General features: G+C 45.8%; 12 protein-coding genes and 3 pseudogenes. 4 read left to right on the top strand and 11 right to left on the bottom strand.

Annotation, left to right across the window (positions count from 1 at the left end; translation table 11 throughout):
- Positions 1-86 precede the first annotated feature (86 nt).
- From bioF to bioD, 3 genes and pseudogenes are all read left to right on the top strand, one after another.
- Positions 87-2,192, top strand: a pseudogene (gene bioF, locus CCS41_RS17720) (8-amino-7-oxononanoate synthase).
- Positions 2,176-2,961 carry a malonyl-ACP O-methyltransferase BioC gene (gene bioC, locus CCS41_RS09540; RefSeq protein WP_072550695.1) on the top strand — a complete coding sequence of 262 codons (786 nt, stop codon included), beginning with the start codon at positions 2,176-2,178 and terminating at the stop codon, positions 2,959-2,961. Before bioF ends, bioC begins: the two are co-directional and overlap by 17 nt.
- Positions 2,954-3,634, top strand: coding sequence for a dethiobiotin synthase (bioD, locus tag CCS41_RS09545; protein ID WP_072550694.1), 681 nt, complete (start codon positions 2,954-2,956; stop codon positions 3,632-3,634). Before bioC ends, bioD begins: the two co-directional genes overlap by 8 nt.
- Positions 3,635-3,675: 41 nt before the next feature.
- Here the strand turns inward: bioD and yhjD are convergent, their stop codons facing one another.
- Positions 3,676-4,629 (bottom strand): inner membrane protein YhjD, encoded by a 954-nt coding sequence (gene yhjD, locus CCS41_RS09550; RefSeq protein ID WP_072550699.1) that lies wholly within the window; start codon positions 4,627-4,629, stop codon positions 3,676-3,678.
- A 313-nt stretch (positions 4,630-4,942) separates the two neighbouring features.
- The gene (gene secA, locus CCS41_RS09555) at positions 4,943-7,672 is read right to left on the bottom strand and encodes a preprotein translocase subunit SecA (protein WP_072550693.1); all 2,730 of its coding nucleotides are present in this window, start codon (positions 7,670-7,672) and stop codon (positions 4,943-4,945) included.
- A gap of 200 nt (positions 7,673-7,872) precedes the next feature.
- Here secA and CCS41_RS09560 point away from each other — a divergent pair, with 200 nt between their 5' ends.
- Positions 7,873-8,412, top strand: coding sequence for a DUF721 domain-containing protein (locus tag CCS41_RS09560; RefSeq protein WP_072550692.1), 540 nt, complete (start codon positions 7,873-7,875; stop codon positions 8,410-8,412).
- Here the strand turns inward: CCS41_RS09560 and lpxC are convergent.
- The 9 genes and pseudogenes from lpxC to murD form a co-directional block, all read right to left on the bottom strand.
- A pseudogene (gene lpxC / locus CCS41_RS09565) lies at positions 8,413-9,332 on the bottom strand (UDP-3-O-acyl-N-acetylglucosamine deacetylase).
- A 98-nt stretch (positions 9,333-9,430) separates the two neighbouring features.
- A complete protein-coding gene (gene ftsZ / locus CCS41_RS09570) occupies positions 9,431-10,579 on the bottom strand; it encodes a cell division protein FtsZ (protein WP_072550690.1) in 1,149 nt (382 codons plus the stop codon).
- A 104-nt stretch (positions 10,580-10,683) separates the two neighbouring features.
- Positions 10,684-11,940 carry a cell division protein FtsA gene (ftsA, locus tag CCS41_RS09575; RefSeq protein ID WP_072550689.1) on the bottom strand — a complete coding sequence of 419 codons (1,257 nt, stop codon included), beginning with the start codon at positions 11,938-11,940 and terminating at the stop codon, positions 10,684-10,686.
- Positions 11,941-11,990: 50 nt separating this feature from the next.
- Complete coding sequence (ftsQ, locus tag CCS41_RS09580) at positions 11,991-12,791, bottom strand: cell division protein FtsQ (RefSeq protein WP_072550688.1); 801 nt, start codon at positions 12,789-12,791, stop codon at positions 11,991-11,993.
- A gap of 1 nt (position 12,792) precedes the next feature.
- On the bottom strand, positions 12,793-13,713 hold the full coding sequence (locus CCS41_RS09585; protein ID WP_072550687.1) for a D-alanine--D-alanine ligase: 921 nt from the start codon (positions 13,711-13,713) through the stop codon (positions 12,793-12,795).
- Positions 13,714-13,810: 97 nt separating this feature from the next.
- Positions 13,811-15,265: pseudogene (murC, locus tag CCS41_RS09590) on the bottom strand (UDP-N-acetylmuramate--L-alanine ligase); the annotation flags it as partial.
- A 71-nt stretch (positions 15,266-15,336) separates the two neighbouring features.
- Positions 15,337-16,413 (bottom strand): undecaprenyldiphospho-muramoylpentapeptide beta-N-acetylglucosaminyltransferase, encoded by a 1,077-nt coding sequence (gene murG / locus CCS41_RS09595; RefSeq protein WP_119797523.1) that lies wholly within the window; start codon positions 16,411-16,413, stop codon positions 15,337-15,339.
- 214 nt (positions 16,414-16,627) lie between these two features.
- Entirely contained in the window at positions 16,628-17,848 is a 1,221-nt protein-coding gene (gene ftsW / locus CCS41_RS09600; protein ID WP_119797524.1) for a cell division protein FtsW, read from the bottom strand.
- A complete protein-coding gene (gene murD, locus CCS41_RS09605; protein WP_072550684.1) occupies positions 17,848-19,242 on the bottom strand; it encodes a UDP-N-acetylmuramoyl-L-alanine--D-glutamate ligase in 1,395 nt (464 codons plus the stop codon). Before murD ends, ftsW begins: the two co-directional genes overlap by 1 nt.
- Positions 19,243-19,244: the final 2 nt, after the last annotated feature.

The raw sequence follows: 19,244 nt of genomic DNA on the forward strand, positions 1-19,244 counted from the left end.
CATATGTAAACAATAATATATTTAATTGGTTGACAGTATATCGCCTTCACTTAAACTAACGAAAATTTTATTTTGGAGATACCCTGATGGGAAATCGTAGACAATGGACAATCGAACAAGCTGAGGTGTTGTTTGCTCAACCTCTACTGGAATTGTTGTTTACTGCTCAGAATGTCCATCGTCAGTATTTTGATCCACAGCAAATACAAGTGAGTAGCTTACTGTCGATAAAAACGGGGGCTTGTCCCGAAGACTGCAAATATTGTCCACAAAGCGCGCGCTATAAAACCGGACTAGAAAATAAACCGTTAATGCAGGTTGAACAAGTGCTAGTAGCAGCGCGTGCCGCCAAAGCTGCGGGTGCCACTCGTTTTTGTATGGGGGCGGCTTGGAAAAGCCCTCACAAACGTGCTATGCCATATCTGCAACAAATGATCCAGGAAGTGAAAGAATTGGGGATGGAAACCTGTATGACACTGGGTGAATTGGATACTGATCAGGCTCAGTGTTTAGCCAGTGCTGGTCTGGATTATTACAATCATAATCTGGATACTTCACCCGAATTTTACCGTGACATCATCACCACTCGCAGTTATCAACAACGCTTAGACACCTTGCATGAAGTGCGCAATGCTGGCATCAAAGTTTGCTGTGGCGGTATTGTCGGCTTAGGTGAAAAAGTACGTGATCGCGCCAGTTTACTGGTACAACTGGCTAATCTAGACGCCCCCCGGATAGCATACCTATCAATATGCTCGTCAAAGTGAAGGGAACACCGTTAGAAAGTAATCCAGATGTGTCCGCTTTTGCTTTTATCCGTACCATCGCAGTAGCACGTATTATGATGCCAACCTCATATGTTCGTCTTTCTGCTGGACGTGAACAAATGAATGAACAAACTCAAGCTATGTGTTTTATGGCGGGAGCGAATTCCATTTTTTATGGTCGACAATTGCTTACAACAGCGAATCCTGATGAAGATAAAGATCGTCAGTTATTTAGCACATTGGGTTTGTATCCACACAGAAACAAGGTATCTAATGAGTTGGCAACAGAAAATTGAACAAAGCCTACAGCAACGTCATGCCGCGGTTACCTATCGTACTCGTCAGTTAAATCAAGGTAGCACCGGACGTTGCTTGCGGATTGATAACCAATCCTATATCAATTTTTCCAGTAACGATTATTTGGGATTGAGTCATGATAAATCAGTCATTGCCGCTTGGAGGAAAGGATCACGCTGTTATGGTGTCGGCAGTGGTGGCTCTGGTCATATTACCGGTTACATGCAACCCCATGCTGAGCTTGAACAACAATTAGCCGATTGGTTAGCCTATCCAAGAGCTTTACTGTTTATTTCTGGCTATGCGGCTAATCAAGCATTATTAGCCTCCCTCACTGCCGCTGGCGATCGCATATTGGCCGATCGATTAAGTCATGCTTCGTTATTGGAAGCGGCAGTCAATTCAGCCGCGCAACTACGGCGCTTCCATCATAATCAGCCAGATGCTTTGCAAAGACTATTGGATAAACCTTGTGATGGTCAGACCTTGGTGATCACGGAAGGGATCTTTAGTATGGATGGTGATAGCGCACCACTGAGCCAGTTGCAAGCACAGACAATCGCGGCGGGAGGTTGGTTGCTGGTCGATGATGCACATGGCATTGGTACGCGTGGAGAACAAGGACGTGGCAGTTGCTGGCAGCAAAAAATAAAACCTGAACTGTTGGTGATAACCTTCGGTAAAGCCTTTGGTTTAAGTGGTGCCGCTGTGTTGTGTCAACACGAGGTTGCCGAATATTTATTGCAGTTTGCGCGTCATCTGATTTACAGCACGGCCATGCCGCCTGCTCAGGCTTGTGCTTTGCAGGCAGCTCTGATTCGTATCCAGCAAGGTGATGATCTACGTGATCGACTACAGCAGCGTATTAAGCAGTTCCGCCACGGTGCGGCGAATTTGTCTTTGGGCTTAGGTCGGTCTGATAGCGCCATTCAGCCACTGTGGGTCGGTGATAATCAATCCGCATTAGAACTGGTCCATAATTTGCGCAAACGTGGGCTATGGCTCACGGCGATCCGTCCCCCGACTGTCCCGCTAAACACGGCTAGATTGCGTATTACCCTGAGTGCAGCTCATCAGGCGAGTGATATTGATGATTTACTGGAGGCATTAAATGCAATCGACCGTTGATAAATCATCAGCTACTGACAATATTGATAAACAGGCCATTGCGGCGGCATTCAGCCGGGCAGCGGTAAGCTATGATTCTGTGGCACAATTACAGCAAAAAACCGGCAAGTTGTTGCTACGTATCGGTTGCCAACATCCGGGCACAGTCGTATTGGATGTGGGTTGTGGAACGGGTTATTTTAGCCAAAAATGGCGTGCATCAGGCAAAAAAGTGATAGCGTTAGATCTCGCTGAAGGCATGTTACAACAGGCACGCCGACAACAGGCAGCGGATGTTTATTTGCTTGCAGATATGGAAAAAATTCCTTTATCAGATAAAAAAGTCGACATTTGCTTCAGTAACTTAGCGGTGCAATGGTGTCACAGTTTGGATGCTGTATTGGCAGAATGGTATCGCGTGACGCATTCCGGAGGTGTTATTTTGTTCTCTACATTATCAGCAGGATCATTAGATGAACTCAGACAAGCCTGGCAAAGCGTCGACGGTTATCATCATGTCAATGATTTTCTTACCCTAAGCCAAATTCATGTGGCCTGTTCACATTACCCTCATCATTTACACCATCGTTTACAGCAACTCTTCTTTCCTGATGTGGTTACGCTGATGCGTTCACTACAGGGTATCGGTGCTACGCATTTGCACCATGGACGAAAACAAGGGCTAACCGGACGCCAGCATTTAACTGCACTTCAGGCAGCTTATCCGTCTGTAGTAGGACGTTATCCACTCAGTTATCAACTCGTTTACGGGGTGATTTATCGTGATTAAGCGCTGGTTTATCACGGGTACCGATACTGGGATTGGTAAAACTGTTGCCAGTTGTGCGCTATTACAAGCGGCTAACAAACAGGGGTATTACACTGCCGGATATAAACCCGTGGCTTCTGGCAGTGTGATCACAGCGGCAGGTATACGTAATAGTGATGCGCTGGCGTTACAGGCTAACAGCAATCAGCGACTAACCTATTCACAGGTTAATCCATTGGCATTTATCGAAGCCACATCACCGCATATTGCCTGCGAGTCAGAGAAACGAGCTATCGAATTAGCTGAATTATCACAAGGATTACGGCAACTGGAAAACAGAGCTAATTGGCTAGTCATTGAAGGCGCGGGTGGTTGGTTTACACCGTTATCGGCACAAATTACCTTTGCCGATTGGGTTAAACAGGAAGCATTGCCCGTAATATTAGTGATCGGTATAAAATTGGGAGCAATCAATCATGCTTTGCTCACAGCACAGGCGATTGAACTTGCCGGCTTAACTCTAGCGGGTTGGATCGCCAATCATATCGACCCCACGGCTGAACGACAGCAAGAATATCTCTTCACCTTAACGACTCGACTTACTGCCCCATTGCTCGGTATCATCCCTTATCTCACATCTATAGACCGACAAGTGATGGGTGATTATCTCAATATTCACTTATTAGACTTCTAGGAACGGGTTCTTACAAAGCAGTAGCGAGTGGGTGTGATATGCTAGCGACAACTCTTTGGCTGGATTTCCTCTTCTGGGTAGTGAGCGGTGGCTATCCAGGCCGCACAGAATAAGATTAAACGGGCAAAAAAATAGAAAAAGGCCATCAAACCTAGTACTGAGCCAAAAGCAGCCCCTGAAGGTGAGCTGGCAAGGCGGGGTAACATCATGGTCATGACAAGTTTGATGATCTCAAAGCCGATGGCAGCAATAAGCGTACCTCGTAATAAGGCTTTTTTTTGCGGTTTATGACGCGGCAGTATCCACAAAATCCAAATGAATAATAAACAGTTGGCAGTAATAGAAATTGTCAGCGTAATCAAGGTCAGTGCTGGGCGTAGCCACTCAATACCGCCTAAACCCAATGCGTTGACAATAGCCGCTTGCGCTGAACCCGCGATCGATGTAAGCGACAGTGTTATGATCAGGGCGATGATCAGTCCGATCAATGAGACAAAATCACGGAGATAACGGAAATAAAATTTTTCTTTATCGTGAACGTTACGCTCCCAAACATCGCGTGATTGTGCCCGGATCGCCTCACGTAGATTGCCTATCCAACAAATGCCAGAATAAAGCGCGATAGCTAAACCGGTTAGCCCGACGGTCGTGCGTTGTTTCACCGCAGTATTAACCGTATTTTTTAACGTTGTCGCTAGCATGGGATCACTGATGCTATTAACGATTCTATTAATTAATTCGGCGAGCAGGTAGGGATTGGAAGCCAAAAAAAAACCCGCTGCCGCAAAAGAAACCATTAAAATCGGGATCAAAGACAAAAAAGAAAAGTAGGTAATAGCGGCACCAAATTGGCTACCCAAGCGATCGTTAAATCGATCTGTAGTACGTATTATATGGGCAACAGGTGAATACCTTTTGATCCGTTGATTCAAACGGGTAAAAATGGAAATGGCCTGTCTACTCTTTTGTATACCACCTTGTACACCACTTTGTATGCCCTCGGTGAGGGAGGGGGAAGTCGCTCCTTGTATTTTTTTGTAGTAAATAAAATCTGATTATTTTTAGATGCGTTACGCATAATTCCTCATCCGGCAAGCTAACCGCTACTAAGCATAAAAGTCACATTAGACTTCTTGTAAAACCGGAGTTCGTTACGTGAAGTCAAGACGCCTAGCGTGCAGCAACCTCAGCAGTACATGAAGATTGCGAGCACCACGTAACGCAGAATTTGCAACACGTAGTCGATTTTGCAAGAAGTCTATTAAGGATCCTGTAACATTAGCTCTTTATCCGCGAGATACCAAAAAATTATTTTTTTAAACGACCGTGGCATTGTTTATATTTTTTTCTGGAACCACAAGGGCAAGGATCATTACGGCCCACTTTACCTTCAATCTCTATCCGTGTTATTTCTTTAGATGACATCAGTGCACTGCTATCATTTGGATGACTTAATTGTTGCTGGCTCACTAGGTGATCGGCATCTTCACGATATTGTAACTCTAGCGCAGCGACCTCCTCCGGCACATGTACCTGTAATTTGCTTAACACGCTGATGACTTCATATTCCAGTAATTCCAGCATAGCGGAAAACATCGCGAAAGATTCACGTTTGTATTCCTGTTTTGGATCTTTTTGCGCATAGCCACGCAGATGAATGCCCTGACGTAGGTAATCCATCGCCGCTAGATGTTCTTTCCATAGCGAGTCCAGTGTTTGTAGCATTACCCCTTTTGCAACGTTACGTATTGTTTCGCTACCAACAATTTCTTCTTTTTGTCGGTATTGCTCAATCGAGTACTGAAGAACACGTTCACGTAGTGTTTCTTCATCTAATGGTTGCTCGCTTGGCAGTTTTTTATTTGTTAACCAAGAAGCAATGGGTATATCGAGGTCGAAATCGTTTTTCAGACGTTGTTCCAATCCGCAGATATCCCACATTTCTTCCATCGACTGGGGCGGAATGAAGTGATTAATGGTAAGCGTGAATACGTCTTCACGAATGCTGTTTATGGTTTCACTCACATCTGAAGCATCTAACAACTCGTTACGTTGACTATAAATAGCACGTCGTTGATCGTTAGCAACATCATCGTATTCTAGCAATTGCTTACGCATATCAAAGTTACGACTTTCTACTTTACGTTGCGCGTTAGCAATCGCCTTTGTGACCCACGGATGCTCAATGGCTTCACCGGGCTCCATTCCCAGCTTACGCATCATGCCAGATACACGATCAGAAGCGAAAATACGCATCAAAGTATCTTCCATCGATAGGTAAAAACGCGAAGAGCCAGCATCTCCCTGACGACCTGCACGACCACGAAGTTGATTATCAATGCGACGTGATTCGTGGCGCTCAGTACCAATAATATGTAAGCCACCGGATGCCAGCACAGCATTATGACGGATTTGCCAGGCGGTTTTAATGGCATCGATTTGCTCTTGTGATGGATCATCCAGTAGAGTAATTTCACTTTGCCAACTACCACCCAATACGATATCAGTCCCTCGTCCCGCCATATTAGTAGCAATAGTGACCGCCCCAGGTTGCCCCGCTTGCGCGATAATTTCCGCTTCCGTCGCATGAAATTTGGCATTCAGTACTTTATGTGCAACACCGGCCTGGCTTAATTGGGCAGAGACCATTTCAGATTTTTCAATTGAGATGGTTCCCACCAGCACCGGTTGTCCATTGGCGGTACGTTCGCGGATATCTTCAATAATCGCCCCTATTTTTTCCCTCTCGGACATATAGACTAAGTCGGCCAGATCTTTACGCACCATCGGACGGTTAGTGGGCACCACTATAGTATCTAGTTTATAAATTGAACTAAATTCAAACGCTTCGGTGTCTGCAGTACCCGTCATTCCCGCCAGTTTCTCATAGAGACGGAAGTAATTTTGGAAAGTAATGGAAGCCAATGTTTGGTTTTCGTTCTGAATGCTAACACCTTCTTTCGATTCAACCGCCTGATGCAAGCCATCCGACCAGCGACGTCCTTGCATGGTGCGCCCCGTATGCTCATCGACAATGATCACTTCACCGTCTTTAACGATGTAATCAACATCGCGTGTAAACAAAACATGCGCGCGTAGTGCAGCAGTAACATGATGCATCAGCATAATATTGGTTGCAGAATAAAGAGATTCGCCTTCCTGCATGATATCGGCATCGATTAACATGTGTTCAATCAGGATCAACCCACGTTCAGTTAAATGTACCTGGCGTGCTTTTTCATCAACAGAAAAATGGCCTTCGCCCTGAAAGGTTTCAGAATCTTCTTTTTCCTGGCGGATAAGTTTTGGGATCAGTTTATCAATTCTGAGATACATGTCCGAGCTGTCTTCCGCTGGACCCGAAATGATAAGCGGAGTACGGGCTTCATCAATCAAGATGGAGTCAACTTCATCGACCAGTGCATAATATAGTTCACGTTGTACGCGTTCTTGTGGGCTGAAAGCCATATTATCGCGCAGATAGTCAAAACCATATTCGTTGTTGGTACCGTAGGTGATATCTGCAGCATAGGCTTCACGTTTGGCGGATGCTTGCATGCCTGACATATTAATCCCGACACTCAGACCGAGAAACTCAAACAATGGACGATTATTTTCAGCGTCACGTTGTGCTAGATAATCGTTGACGGTGACAACATGAACACCACGACCACCCAAAGCATTGAGATAAGCAGGCAGTGTTGCTGTTAATGTTTTACCTTCACCGGTACGCATTTCTGCAATACAGCGCTCATTGAGCACCATTCCGCCGATTAATTGCACATCGAAATGGCGCATACCGAATACCCGTTTACTGGCTTCACGAACAACCGCAAAAGCCTCCGGTATCAGGTTTTCCAATGTTTCATTTTTTGACAAACGTGCGCGGAATTCATCGGTTTTAGCACGCAGTTGCTGATCAGGTAATTTTGCAATTTCTGGCTCCATACGATTGATAAAATCAACCATTTTGTGCATACGGCGTAAGGTACGATCATTACGGCTGCCAAACATTTTGGTGAGTAATTTAATTAGCATAATTCTTAATGTCTCTTACAATGCCGCTAAACGGGCGATCAAAGGTTATATTGACCCCTTGCTTAACCTACTGCGTGGTGTGAGAACGACGGTTTTGCAAGAAGTCTATTTAATTTGGCGACCAAAAATAACGGCTGCGTAACTGTTGCTAAGGATTTAGAATACCGGTTATCAGTCTAACATCCGACGAGGCTATATTCATGCGTCAAAGCCACCCACAATTATTGAACGTCTTGTTTGATGATACGATAGCAGAAAAACATAGTTCGTTATCTCATTCGCAAAAAGATAATTCCCAACCCTATAGCCTGCATAAAGTGCAACAGCGTACAGTTGCGCTATTAAAACTCAACCAGGCGGTGCAAGAATTACTCCCACCACAATTACAACCCTGGTGCCGTGTTGCCAATTATCGACAGAATATTTTAGTGCTAGAAGTAGCAAATGCGAGCTGGATGATGGCATTACGTTATCAACAACTTCATTTGCTCTCTACACTGAGAGCGCAAATTCTAGCATCATTGTCATCAATCGACATTAGGATTAATCCTGCGCTAATGGCTCCGGGTCATAACATTGTGAAAGACGCCGCAAAACCGGCAGCAAATGCGGAAAAACCGGCACTATCAGGCCGTCATTTAAGTGTGAAAAGCGCGGTAGAACTCAGAAAGCTAGCAAGTCGCAGCCCAGAAAAATTACGTGCTATCCTGGAACGCTTCGCTTCATTGGCAGGAACCTGATCAATAAGCCGGCAACGTTGACGGCGTTTTAAATGCCACTGGTAGTTCCGCTTCATCCTGAAAAGTGACATATTCCCAAGCCTGCTGTTTTTTCAGAACAGCCTGTAATAGCTTGTTATTTAATGCGTGACCAGATTTAAAGGCAGTAAAAGCGCCAATAATATTATGACCACACATAAAGAGATCACCAATAGCATCAAGCATTTTATGCCGTACAAACTCATCGTCGAAACGTAGGCCATCCTCGTTAAGTACACGGTAATCATCCACGACGATAGCACAATCGAAACTACCACCAAGGCACAACCCACGGGACTGAAGATGTTCGATATCACGCATAAAACCAAAAGTACGTGCCCGACTGATCTGCTGTACAAAAGAGTCAGCCGAAAAATCTAGACGATAACGCTGTGTGCTAGCGTCGATCGCTGGATGATTAAAATCGATGGTAAAATCTAGACGGAAGCCATTAAATGGTGACAATTCTGCCCATTTATCACCCTCTTCGACACGTACTGCTTCTTTTAAACGCAAGAACTTTTTCGCTGTATTTAATTCTTCGATACCTGCGTCTAATAACAGAAATACAAAAGGGCTAGCACTGCCATCCATAATCGGCACCTCGGGGCATCGACTTCAATAATAATGTTATCAATCCCTAAGCCCGCCAGAGCAGCATTGAGATGTTCAACCGTGGAGATGCGTACATTGCGTTCATTAACCAGACAGGTACAGAGCAAGGTATCTTGCACCGATTTTGCGTCTGCCGGAAAATCGACCACGGGTGTTAGATCAGTGCGACGATAAATGACGCCGGTATTAGCTGCTGCGGGACGCATTGTTAGTGTGACCTTTTTGCCCGTATGCAGACCAACACCCGTCGCTTGAACAATACTCTTTAGTGTTCTTTGTTTTATCATTGTGTTATCCCGCAATATATCTGCCCAGCCGATTTAAGATAGCGCAAAACTTGCCGTACAGTCTAACACAAAGGATAAAGATTCCAAGCTTCTGGTCATTAGTCGGCTTGTTTACGCAAAAAAGCCGGAATATCCAAATAATCGGGTTCTTTATTGTTATCTGTGGTCTGATCATTAACTACATTCGCGTTAAATTTAGCCTCCTGTGGCATCAAAGACATCCCGGGTTGTTGATAACAACGCTCGAGTGGCTGAGCTTGTTTATTGGCAACTAGCTTGATTTCTTTTTGTTTATCTATGCCAATACCTGTCGCCACCACCGTGACCCGCAGTTCATCGTTCATTTCTGGATCCAGCGAGGTGCCGATAACGACAGTCGCATTATCAGAGGCAAAGGCGCGGATCGTATTACCGACGGTTTCAAACTCATCCAGACGTAGATCGAAGCCAGCAGTAATGTTGACTAACACTCCTCGCGCACCAGACAGATCGATATCTTCTAATAATGGGCTGGAAATGGCCGTTTCTGCTGCTTCTTCTGCGCGATCTTCGCCTCGCGAAACACCCGATCCCATCATGGCATAACCCATTTCGGACATCACAGTACGCACATCTGCAAAATCGACGTTCATCAAGCCAGGGCGGGTGATCAACTCCGCGATCCCCTGTACTGCACCTTTTAAAACATTGTTAGCCGCACCGAACGCATCGAGTAACGAAATACCTCGACCCAGTACTTTAAGTAATTTATCGTTGGGAATGGTGATTAAGGAATCGACATGTTTAGATAGCTCGGCGATGCCCTGTTCAGCAAATGCCATGCGTTTCTTGCCTTCAAACTGAAAAGGCTTGGTTACCACGGCAACGGTCAGAATGCCCAATTCTTTTGCCACCTTAGCGACGACGGGTGCAGCTCCCGTTCCGGTTCCCCCGCCCATACCCGCGGCGATAAAAACCATATCGGCACCATTGAGCGCGGCACACAGTGCTTCACGATCCTCCTCTGCGGAATGACGCCCCACTTCAGGGTTAGCACCGGCACCCAAACCTTTAGTAATGGTGTTGCCGATCTGGATCGTCTGTTCCACTGTTGTTTTGCGTAACGCTTGAGCATCGGTGTTCACGGCAAAAAATTCAACACCTTCGATGCGTTCACGCACCATGTGTTCAACAGCATTACCACCACCGCCGCCAACGCCGATGACTTTAATCACCGCGTCATTGGTTAATTCCATCGGTTCAAACATAGTTTCTCTCCGCTTTGTGCCTATAACTTTGAGATCAACTTACTTTGAGATCATACCCCCTGTTTTTTGTGGTGATCTCTTTGTTGCAATATCAGGTTAAGGCATTAAAACTCTTTTCTCAGCCAGCTATTGATACGTTTAAACCAACCGCACACTGAGGCACGTTTTTCTGTATCTGACTCATTATTAAGATGGCTCTCTTTACCATAGTGCAATAATCCAACAGCAGTAGAATAATAAGGTTTCTGAGCATAGTCCGTTAGTCCAGTAATATTGAGAGGTTGACCAATGCGAACCTGAGCATGAAATACCCGCTGCGCGCAAGCCGCCAGACCCTCAATCTGAGCCGCCCCTCCTGTCAGTACAATTCCGGCTGCCAGGTGATGTTTTACCCCTTGCTGACGTAATCGCTCCTGCAACTGTAATATCTCCTCATTAACTAAGTTCAGTAACTCGGTGTAACGTGGTTCAACCACCTCGGCGAGCGTCTGTCTTTGCAGACTACGAGGAGGACGTCCACCCACACTAGGTACTTCTACACTTTCATCCTTACTGATAATCGACCCGAGCGCACACCCGTGCCGAACTTTAATCGTTTCCGCATCACCTGGTGGTGTACCAAAAGCATAAGCAATATCGCTGGTGACTACATTGCCGGCATAAGGGATAACTTTACTGTGGCGTAAAGCTCCACCGGTATAAACGGCGATATCCATAGTGCCACCACCAATATCCACCACACAAACGCCTAGCTCACGCTCATCTTCGGTCAATACTGCATAACTGGCGGCCAACCCGGAAAAAATAAGTTGATCAACTTTTAAACCACAGCGTTCAACCGCTTTAACAATATTTTTTGCCATATCATTATGGCAGGTGATCAAATGCACTTTGGCGTGCATCCGCACACCACAAAGCCCAACCGGATTTTTGATCCCTTCCTGGTAATCGATGGCATATTCTTGAGGAATAACATGCAAGATGCGATGTTCATCACGTACACGTACCGACTTCGCAGTATGAACCACGTTTTCAACATCTTCCTGAATGACTTCCTCTTCAGAGATAGGCACCATCCCTATTTCATTTTGACAACTGATATGTTTACCCGATAGCGCCAAATAAACGGAAGAGATTTGGCAATCTGCCATTAATTCAGCTTGATCAATAGCACGTTGTACGCATTTTACTACCGATTCAAGATCGTTAACCCCGCCTTTATCCATGCCACGAGAAGGACAGCTACCCACACCAATAATGTTAACCATGCCATCGGGCAGAATTTCGCCAACTAATGCCGAGACCTTTGCCGTGCCGATCTCAAGACCTACTACCAACTTTCTGTCCGTTGACTTGATCATCGTTGTTTTGCCTGTCTCTGATGTTATTGCTGCCACTATTCTTTTGATCATCAATTGATCGCTTGAAAAACAGGCGACCAACCCACCGCAGCCCCGCTGTCATAACGTAAATCGACGTAATTGAGTTGTTTATCAGGCTGTTTTTCCAGCAATCGGTACAGCTCAATAAAACGTTGTAAGCGTCCGTTGAGGTCATCTCGCCCCAATTCGAGTCGAACATCATTATCCAAGGTCAATTGCCAGGAATGACGCGCGCTCATCGTGACCATTTTTACTTTAAATTTACTGGCAGCCAATACTTCATTGATTGTTTTATAACCGCTCAATACGTCATGCTCACTGCCTTCAGAGCCGTAAAGTGATATCAGTTTCTGATCACCAATACGCTCTAAGGGCACACTGAATGGCTTCCCTTCGCTGTCGAGTAGATACAAGTCGTTCCAACGCGCCACCGGCACATACTCTACCAGGTGGATTCTCAGCTCATCCGGCCATTGCTTACGCACACTAACTTGCTTGATCCAAGGTAAACGTTCAATATGCTGTTGAAAAATATTCACATCCTGCTTCATAAAAGAGCCAGGTGTTCCCAATGCCAGAACCGCCTGGCGGATATCATCGTTAGTGGTGAAGTAACGCTCCCCTGTCACCACTAATTTTGATAACGGCAAACGGCGCTCATCCTTCATCCAACTGACAATCGCCCAAATCGTCCACAGCAATGTCGCTAAAACCATCAGCAGGAAAATCAGCCCAGCTAATTGGCCTTTGTTGCGACTTCGTTTTGCACTCTGCCTGGCGATATTGTTTGCAACCATTCGTGCCTGTGTTTTTCGGGCAGCCTGTGACATATCAATCAGCCAACGCGAGAATGCGCATCACCAGCTGAGAGAAGCTCAACCCACACTGACGCGCCGCCATTGGCACCAAGCTATGATCGGTCATTCCCGGCGAAGTATTCACCTCTAACAGGCAGAAAGTGCCATCACTGTCTTGCATCACATCAACCCGACCCCAACCACTACAACCTAGCGCCTGATAAGCCTGTTTTGCTAACTGTGCTAACTGCTGCTCTTTTTCCTGGTCTAAGCCACTTGGACAAAAATACTCTGTATTATCCGAGAGATACTTAGCGTCATAATCATAGAACATGGCAGGTGTCTGAATACGAATTGATGGTAAAATTTCGTTACCCAGTATTGCAACGGTGAATTCCGACCCGCCAAGCCATTTTTCAATCAAGACCTCATCATCATGATGGAAAGCTTCTTTTAGTGCGGATAGCAATTCATCGTGTTGCATCACTTTGCTCATTCCGATACTGGAACCTTCACGGTTTGGCTTAACAATCAGTGGGAAACCAAGATGCTCAGTAAGTTGTTTTACATTATCAGGCAAAACGGTTGCAAATTGTTGACGATTCAGCGAGACATAAGGTGCTATCGGCAAACCTAATGCTTGCCATATTAATTTGCTGCGTAACTTATCTATCGCTAGCGCACAAGCCAGTACACCACTGCCGGTATAAGGCAATTGTAAAAATTCCAATGCTCCTTGTAAGCTACCATCTTCACCACCACGCCCGTGAAGCGCGATAAAAACCTTGTCAAATCCCAGCTGTTTTAATTTCGTGACCGCAACCTCTTTGCTATCTACTGCATGTGCATCAATGCCTCCCTGACGCAGACCCGCCAATACGGCTTTACCTGACAACACTGAGATTTCACGTTCAGCGGAAATCCCACCCAGCAATACCGCGACTTTTTCAGTCATGACTTGCCTCGTTTTTATCTAACAGTTGTCGTTTTAGTGGCTGTTGTTTCGGTGATCGTTGTTTCACTGGCCGTTTTGATGACAATTTCGATGACAGTCGTTTCTGCGGCTGTAATTCCAATGCAGCCAGGTGTCGCGCGATCTTACCAACGTTACCCGCGCCCTGAACCAATAGCAGATCGTTGCCATTGAGCATAGATGCCAAAATCTTTGGCACGTCTTCATTTTTTTCAACTAAGATCGGATCCAGATGACCACGGTTACGGATAGTACGGCATAGAGAACGACTGTCAGCACCTGGGATAACTGACTCACCTGCAGAATAAACATCAAGCATCAGCAAGAGATCTACTTGAGATAACACGTTAACAAAGTCGTCGTACAGATCACGTGTACGCGTGTAGCGGTGTGGTTGAAAAACCATCACAATACGTTTATCTGACCAGCCAGCACGCGCGGCCTTAATGGTGACATCAACTTCAGTGGGATGATGCCCATAATCATCAACCAGCATAACGCTGCCTTTTTTGCCATTTACCTTTTCTAATGAAAAATCACCAAGAATATCGAAGCGGCGACCGGTACCTTGAAAATTCTCTAATGCCCGTAAAATACAATTATCTCTGATCCCTTCTTCCGTCGCCACCGCTACCGCAGCCGCCGCATTAAGCGCGTTATGACGACCAGGTGCATTCAACGTTACTTTGATTGCTTCCTTATCTCGCCGCTTCAGGGTGAAATATCCCTGTGCCTTTTTCTGCTGGTAGTCGATAATTCGTACATCAGCACTCTCTGTAAAACCATAGGTTGTGATATGGCGCCCTACACGTGGCAATAATTCGCATACTACGGGATCGTCGATACACATTACAGATCGACCATAAAAGGGCAAATTGTGTAAAAAATTGATAAAAGTCTGTTTTAAATTCTCAAAGTTACCCTGATAGGTGTCCATGTGATCGGCTTCAATATTAGTCACAATGGCGACCATAGGTTGTAGATGAAGAAAGGAAGCATCACTTTCATCTGCTTCAGCGATCAGATAACGACTAACACCTAAACGTGCATGAACACCTGCAGCTTTCACCAATCCACCATTAACGAAAGTTGGATCCAAACCCGCTTCAGCATAAATACAGGCAACCATCGCGGTGGTGGTAGTCTTGCCGTGAGTACCAGCGACAGCAATACCATGACGATAACGCATCAGTTCGGCCAGCATCTCTGCACGACGGATCACCGGAATGCGTGCTTTACCCGCCGCGATAACCTCTGGATTGCCATCAAGGATCGCACTGGAAACCACCACCACATTGGCACCCAGTATATTTTCCGCACGATGATGATAATCAATCTGTACACCTAACTCACTCAGTATCTCTGTCACTGAATTGGGTGTGAGATCAGACCCACTGATTTGATAGCCTTCATTCACCAGCACTTCAGCGATGCCTCCCATGCCGGCACCACCAATGCCAACAAAGTGAATGTGCCGAACGCGCCGCATTTCGGGCACGATAGTACGTAATTTCGCCAGTTGCTGTGTATTCACGTTTTTTTTCGCTATCCCGTTGCCTGTTATAGGATTATAAATATTGTTTGTTACAAATATTGCCTATTTAACTATTTCTGTGACCTCTTTTCGGCCGCTATTACCGCGGCAGCGACGCGTTCAGTTGCATCAGGGATAGCGATTGCTCTGGCTTTCTCTGCCATCGCTACCAATGTTGCACGATCCCAACTTGCCAGCAAACTGCTCACTGCTGATACGGTAAACTGTGATTGCTCGATAATTGTGCCAGCACCTGCCTCTTCCAGCGGCAGTGCATTCCAATATTGCTGGCGATCTTTATGCTGAAATGGCACGAATATTGCTGGTAATCCAACCGCAGCTATTTCACTGACTGTCAAGGCCCCGCTACGACACACCACCACATCAGCCCAGAGGTAAACCGCAGCCATATCGTCAATAAACTCGGTGATCTTATGCTGCTGCTGATTGTATTGCTGATAAGCTTGCTGTACCTCTGTCAACGCCCCTTTGCCTACCTGATGCCATATTGTTATTTGTTCGCCAAATTGAGCGGCGACACCCGGTAAAACCTGATTTAATATCCGTGCACCTTGACTACCCCCCATCACCAGTACTCGTATTGCCCCTGCACGTGTAGCCAGGCGTTGTGTTGGCGGCGGTAATACGAGTAGATCGCTTCGTAACGGATTACCTACCACATCGGCATGTAAAAATGCGCTTGGGAAGGCTTGCAATACTTTTTTGGCAATTTTTGCCAGAATGCGATTGGTTAAACCGGCGATACCGTTTTGTTCATGCAATACCAATGGCACCGCACACAGCCAGGCTGCCAGACCACCAGGACCTGAAACATAACCTCCCATTCCCAATACCACATCCGGTTGGTAATCACGGATAATTTTTTTTGCCTGGCGTACTGCCCGATAGATGTGTAGCGGTGCCAGCAGCTGAGCACGTAACCCTTTACCTCGTAGACCTGAAATCTGAATAAAGTCTATTTCAATGCCATATTTGGGGACTAAATCGGCTTCCATTCTGTCTGCTGTACCTAACCAACGCACCTGCCAGCCCTGCGCTAGCAAATAGCGAGCTACCGCCAGGCCAGGGAAAACATGACCACCTGTACCCCCTGCCATTATCATTAAACGTCTAGTGCTCACACTCATCACCTAACCCCTTAGAACCTATTCAAAATCTCTTTTGCTCGCCGTGTTTTGGTCAAGTAATGCGTTAAAAACGAGCTCAAAATGTTCATTTATTCCCTTTTGCTGTATACAAAGAGTAAATTGCGCTTTTTCGCCCATTTATTTCCTCTTCTGATGCACAGTGAAAAAGATTTGAAACAGGCTCTTAGAGTCTATGCGAAATCTATCGTGCTCGTCATGTCGATTTCGAATAGGTTCTGACAAAGGCTTGGGCTTTTGCTAAACGTGTTTCAAAATCAATGCGTAGCAACAACACTATTGCAGTGGACATTATCAACAGACTCGAACCACCGTAGCTGATCAAAGGTAGTGTTAGGCCCTTAGTCGGCAGTATTCCGGCAGCTGCACCAACATTAATCAATGTTTGCGAACTGAACCAAATACCAATTGAGCACGCCAAAAAACCCGCAAACTGCTGATCAGCCTTCAATGCACGATGTCCAATGGACATCGCACGCAAAGCGACGAAGAATACCATCAACAAGGTGAGAGCTACACCGGAATAGCCAAGTTCTTCAGCCAGAATCGAAAAAATAAAATCGGTGTGTGCTTCTGGCAAATATGCCATTTTCTGCACCGAATTTCCTAGTCCTTGTCCCCATAACTCGCCACGACCAAATGCCATCAACGATTGGGTTAATTGATAACCACTACCGAAGGGATCACTCCAGGGATCCCAAAACGATGTGACTCTGCTTATACGATAAGGTTCTGCAATAATCAGCAAAGCCACCGCAAAAATGCCACAACCGATGATCGCCAAAAATTGCCACAATTTGGCACCGGCTAAAAACAACATCGCGAGCGTAGTGATAAACAGCACAACCACGGTGCCTAAATCAGGTTGAGCCAGCAGCAACACCGCGAGAGCCACCATTACGCCCATGGGTTTACAAAAACCCCAAAAATTACGGCGCACTTCCGGTGCCTTGCGTACTAGATAACCGGAGAGATAGCAAAATAGTGCCAATTTGGAAAGTTCTGCTGGCTGAATGCGTAATGGACCCATAGTGATCCAGCGTGATGCGCCATTGACTGAACTCCCTACAAACAAAACCATGACCAGCAACATTGTGGTAACCAGTAAGATGATATTGCTATAGCGCTGCCAGATTAGCAGCGGAATGCGTAACGTGACGAGCGACATGGCGAACGCTAAAGTAAGATAAAACGCATCACGTTTAGCAAACAGGAAGGGATCGTTAGCAAGCCGCTGGCCGATCGGCATTGAAGCCGAGGTCACCATTACCAAACCGATAATCGCTAAACCAAAGCTTAGCCATACTAGAATTCTGTCATAAAGAATAGGGCTAGTAATATCATGGTTATTAGCATTGCCTTTTGGCGAGCGTATTAGCCAATATTTTAGTTTGTTAGGCAACCTGTAGATATTCATCAGCCTAATTCCTTCGCGAGACGAGAAAACTCATCACCACGTTGTTCAAAATTACGGAATTGATCCAGGCTAGCGCAGGCCGGTGAGAGTAGCACTGTATCGCCGCTCACGATCTGCCCAGCGAGTAGCTGCATAGCTTGCCGCAGGTTATCAGTACGTTGTGACACTTCTGGTCGTAACTGGGCCAATTGTTGTGCATCGCGACCAAAACAGTAGATACGGATGTGGTCGCCTTGTAAAAATCGAGTTAAACCAGAAAAATCGGCAGATTTACCATCTCCTCCTAATAACAGATGTAGAGTACCCACTAGCTGTAAACCATCAAGGGCAGCTTCAGTACTTCCCACATTTGTGGCTTTGGAATCGTTAATCCAACGTATTCCTCTATTTTCAAACACCAACTGAAAACGGTGAGGCAGCCCCTGATAAGTGGTTAACGCTTTTAGACTGGATGAACGCGGAATACCGGCGGCATCAGCTAACGCCAATGCTGCTAATGCATTAGTGTAATTATGACGCCCGTTGAGTTTTATTTCTTTGGTATCTAATACTTTTTTCCTCCCTACCTGTAGCCAGATCGTGCCTTGTTGTTTACTCAAATGGTAATCGCCGACATCGATACCGAAGCTGACCCAACAGTTATTTTTTTTCTGTTCATCCTTTTCTTGTTGTGACATAGCTCGTCGTGGCATAGCTTGCAGTGAAACAGCGCATTGTGGCATAGCGAAATTCGGCATGGTACCGGTGTCATCCGCATTCACCACGCAAGTTTGCGCATTTTCATAAATACGTAATTTGGCTCTCTGGTACTGTTGCATCCCTAAAGGATAACGATCGTTATGATCTTCTGTAACGTTAAGTACGGTAGCCGCGCACGCGCGCAAGCTGTATGTGGTTTCTAACTGGAAACTGGATAATTCCAGTACTATTAACTGATATTCCTGTTTTAGCAGTGTTAACGCGGGGGTCCCTATGTTGCCGCCAACACCGACTTGCCAGCCAGCTGCTTGTGCCATCTCACCCAATAACATAGTAACGGTACTCTTGCCGTTAGAACCGGTGATAGCAACAATAGGTACTTGATTTTCTCGGCAGAATAATTCGATATCGCCGATAACTTCTACTCCGGCGACTATCGCCTCGTTGAGTACTGGATCAGACAATGCAATGCCAGGGCTGGCAACAATTAGGTCGGCCTCTAACAACCCTTCCCGATTGAGCGAGCCACAATGACATTCCACATCGGCCATTAATTGATGATCCAACTGGGGTGGATTAACACGGGTGTCCATAACCCATGGTGTTATGCCACGAGCCATAAAGAAATCAACACAGGAAATACCGGTCAATCCTAACCCGATAATAACCACTTTCTTACCCCGATAATCTACCATAA

The sequence above is a fragment of the Candidatus Fukatsuia symbiotica genome (genome assembly GCF_003122425.1).
Taxonomy (GTDB): Bacteria; Pseudomonadota; Gammaproteobacteria; order Enterobacterales; family Enterobacteriaceae; genus Fukatsuia; species Fukatsuia symbiotica.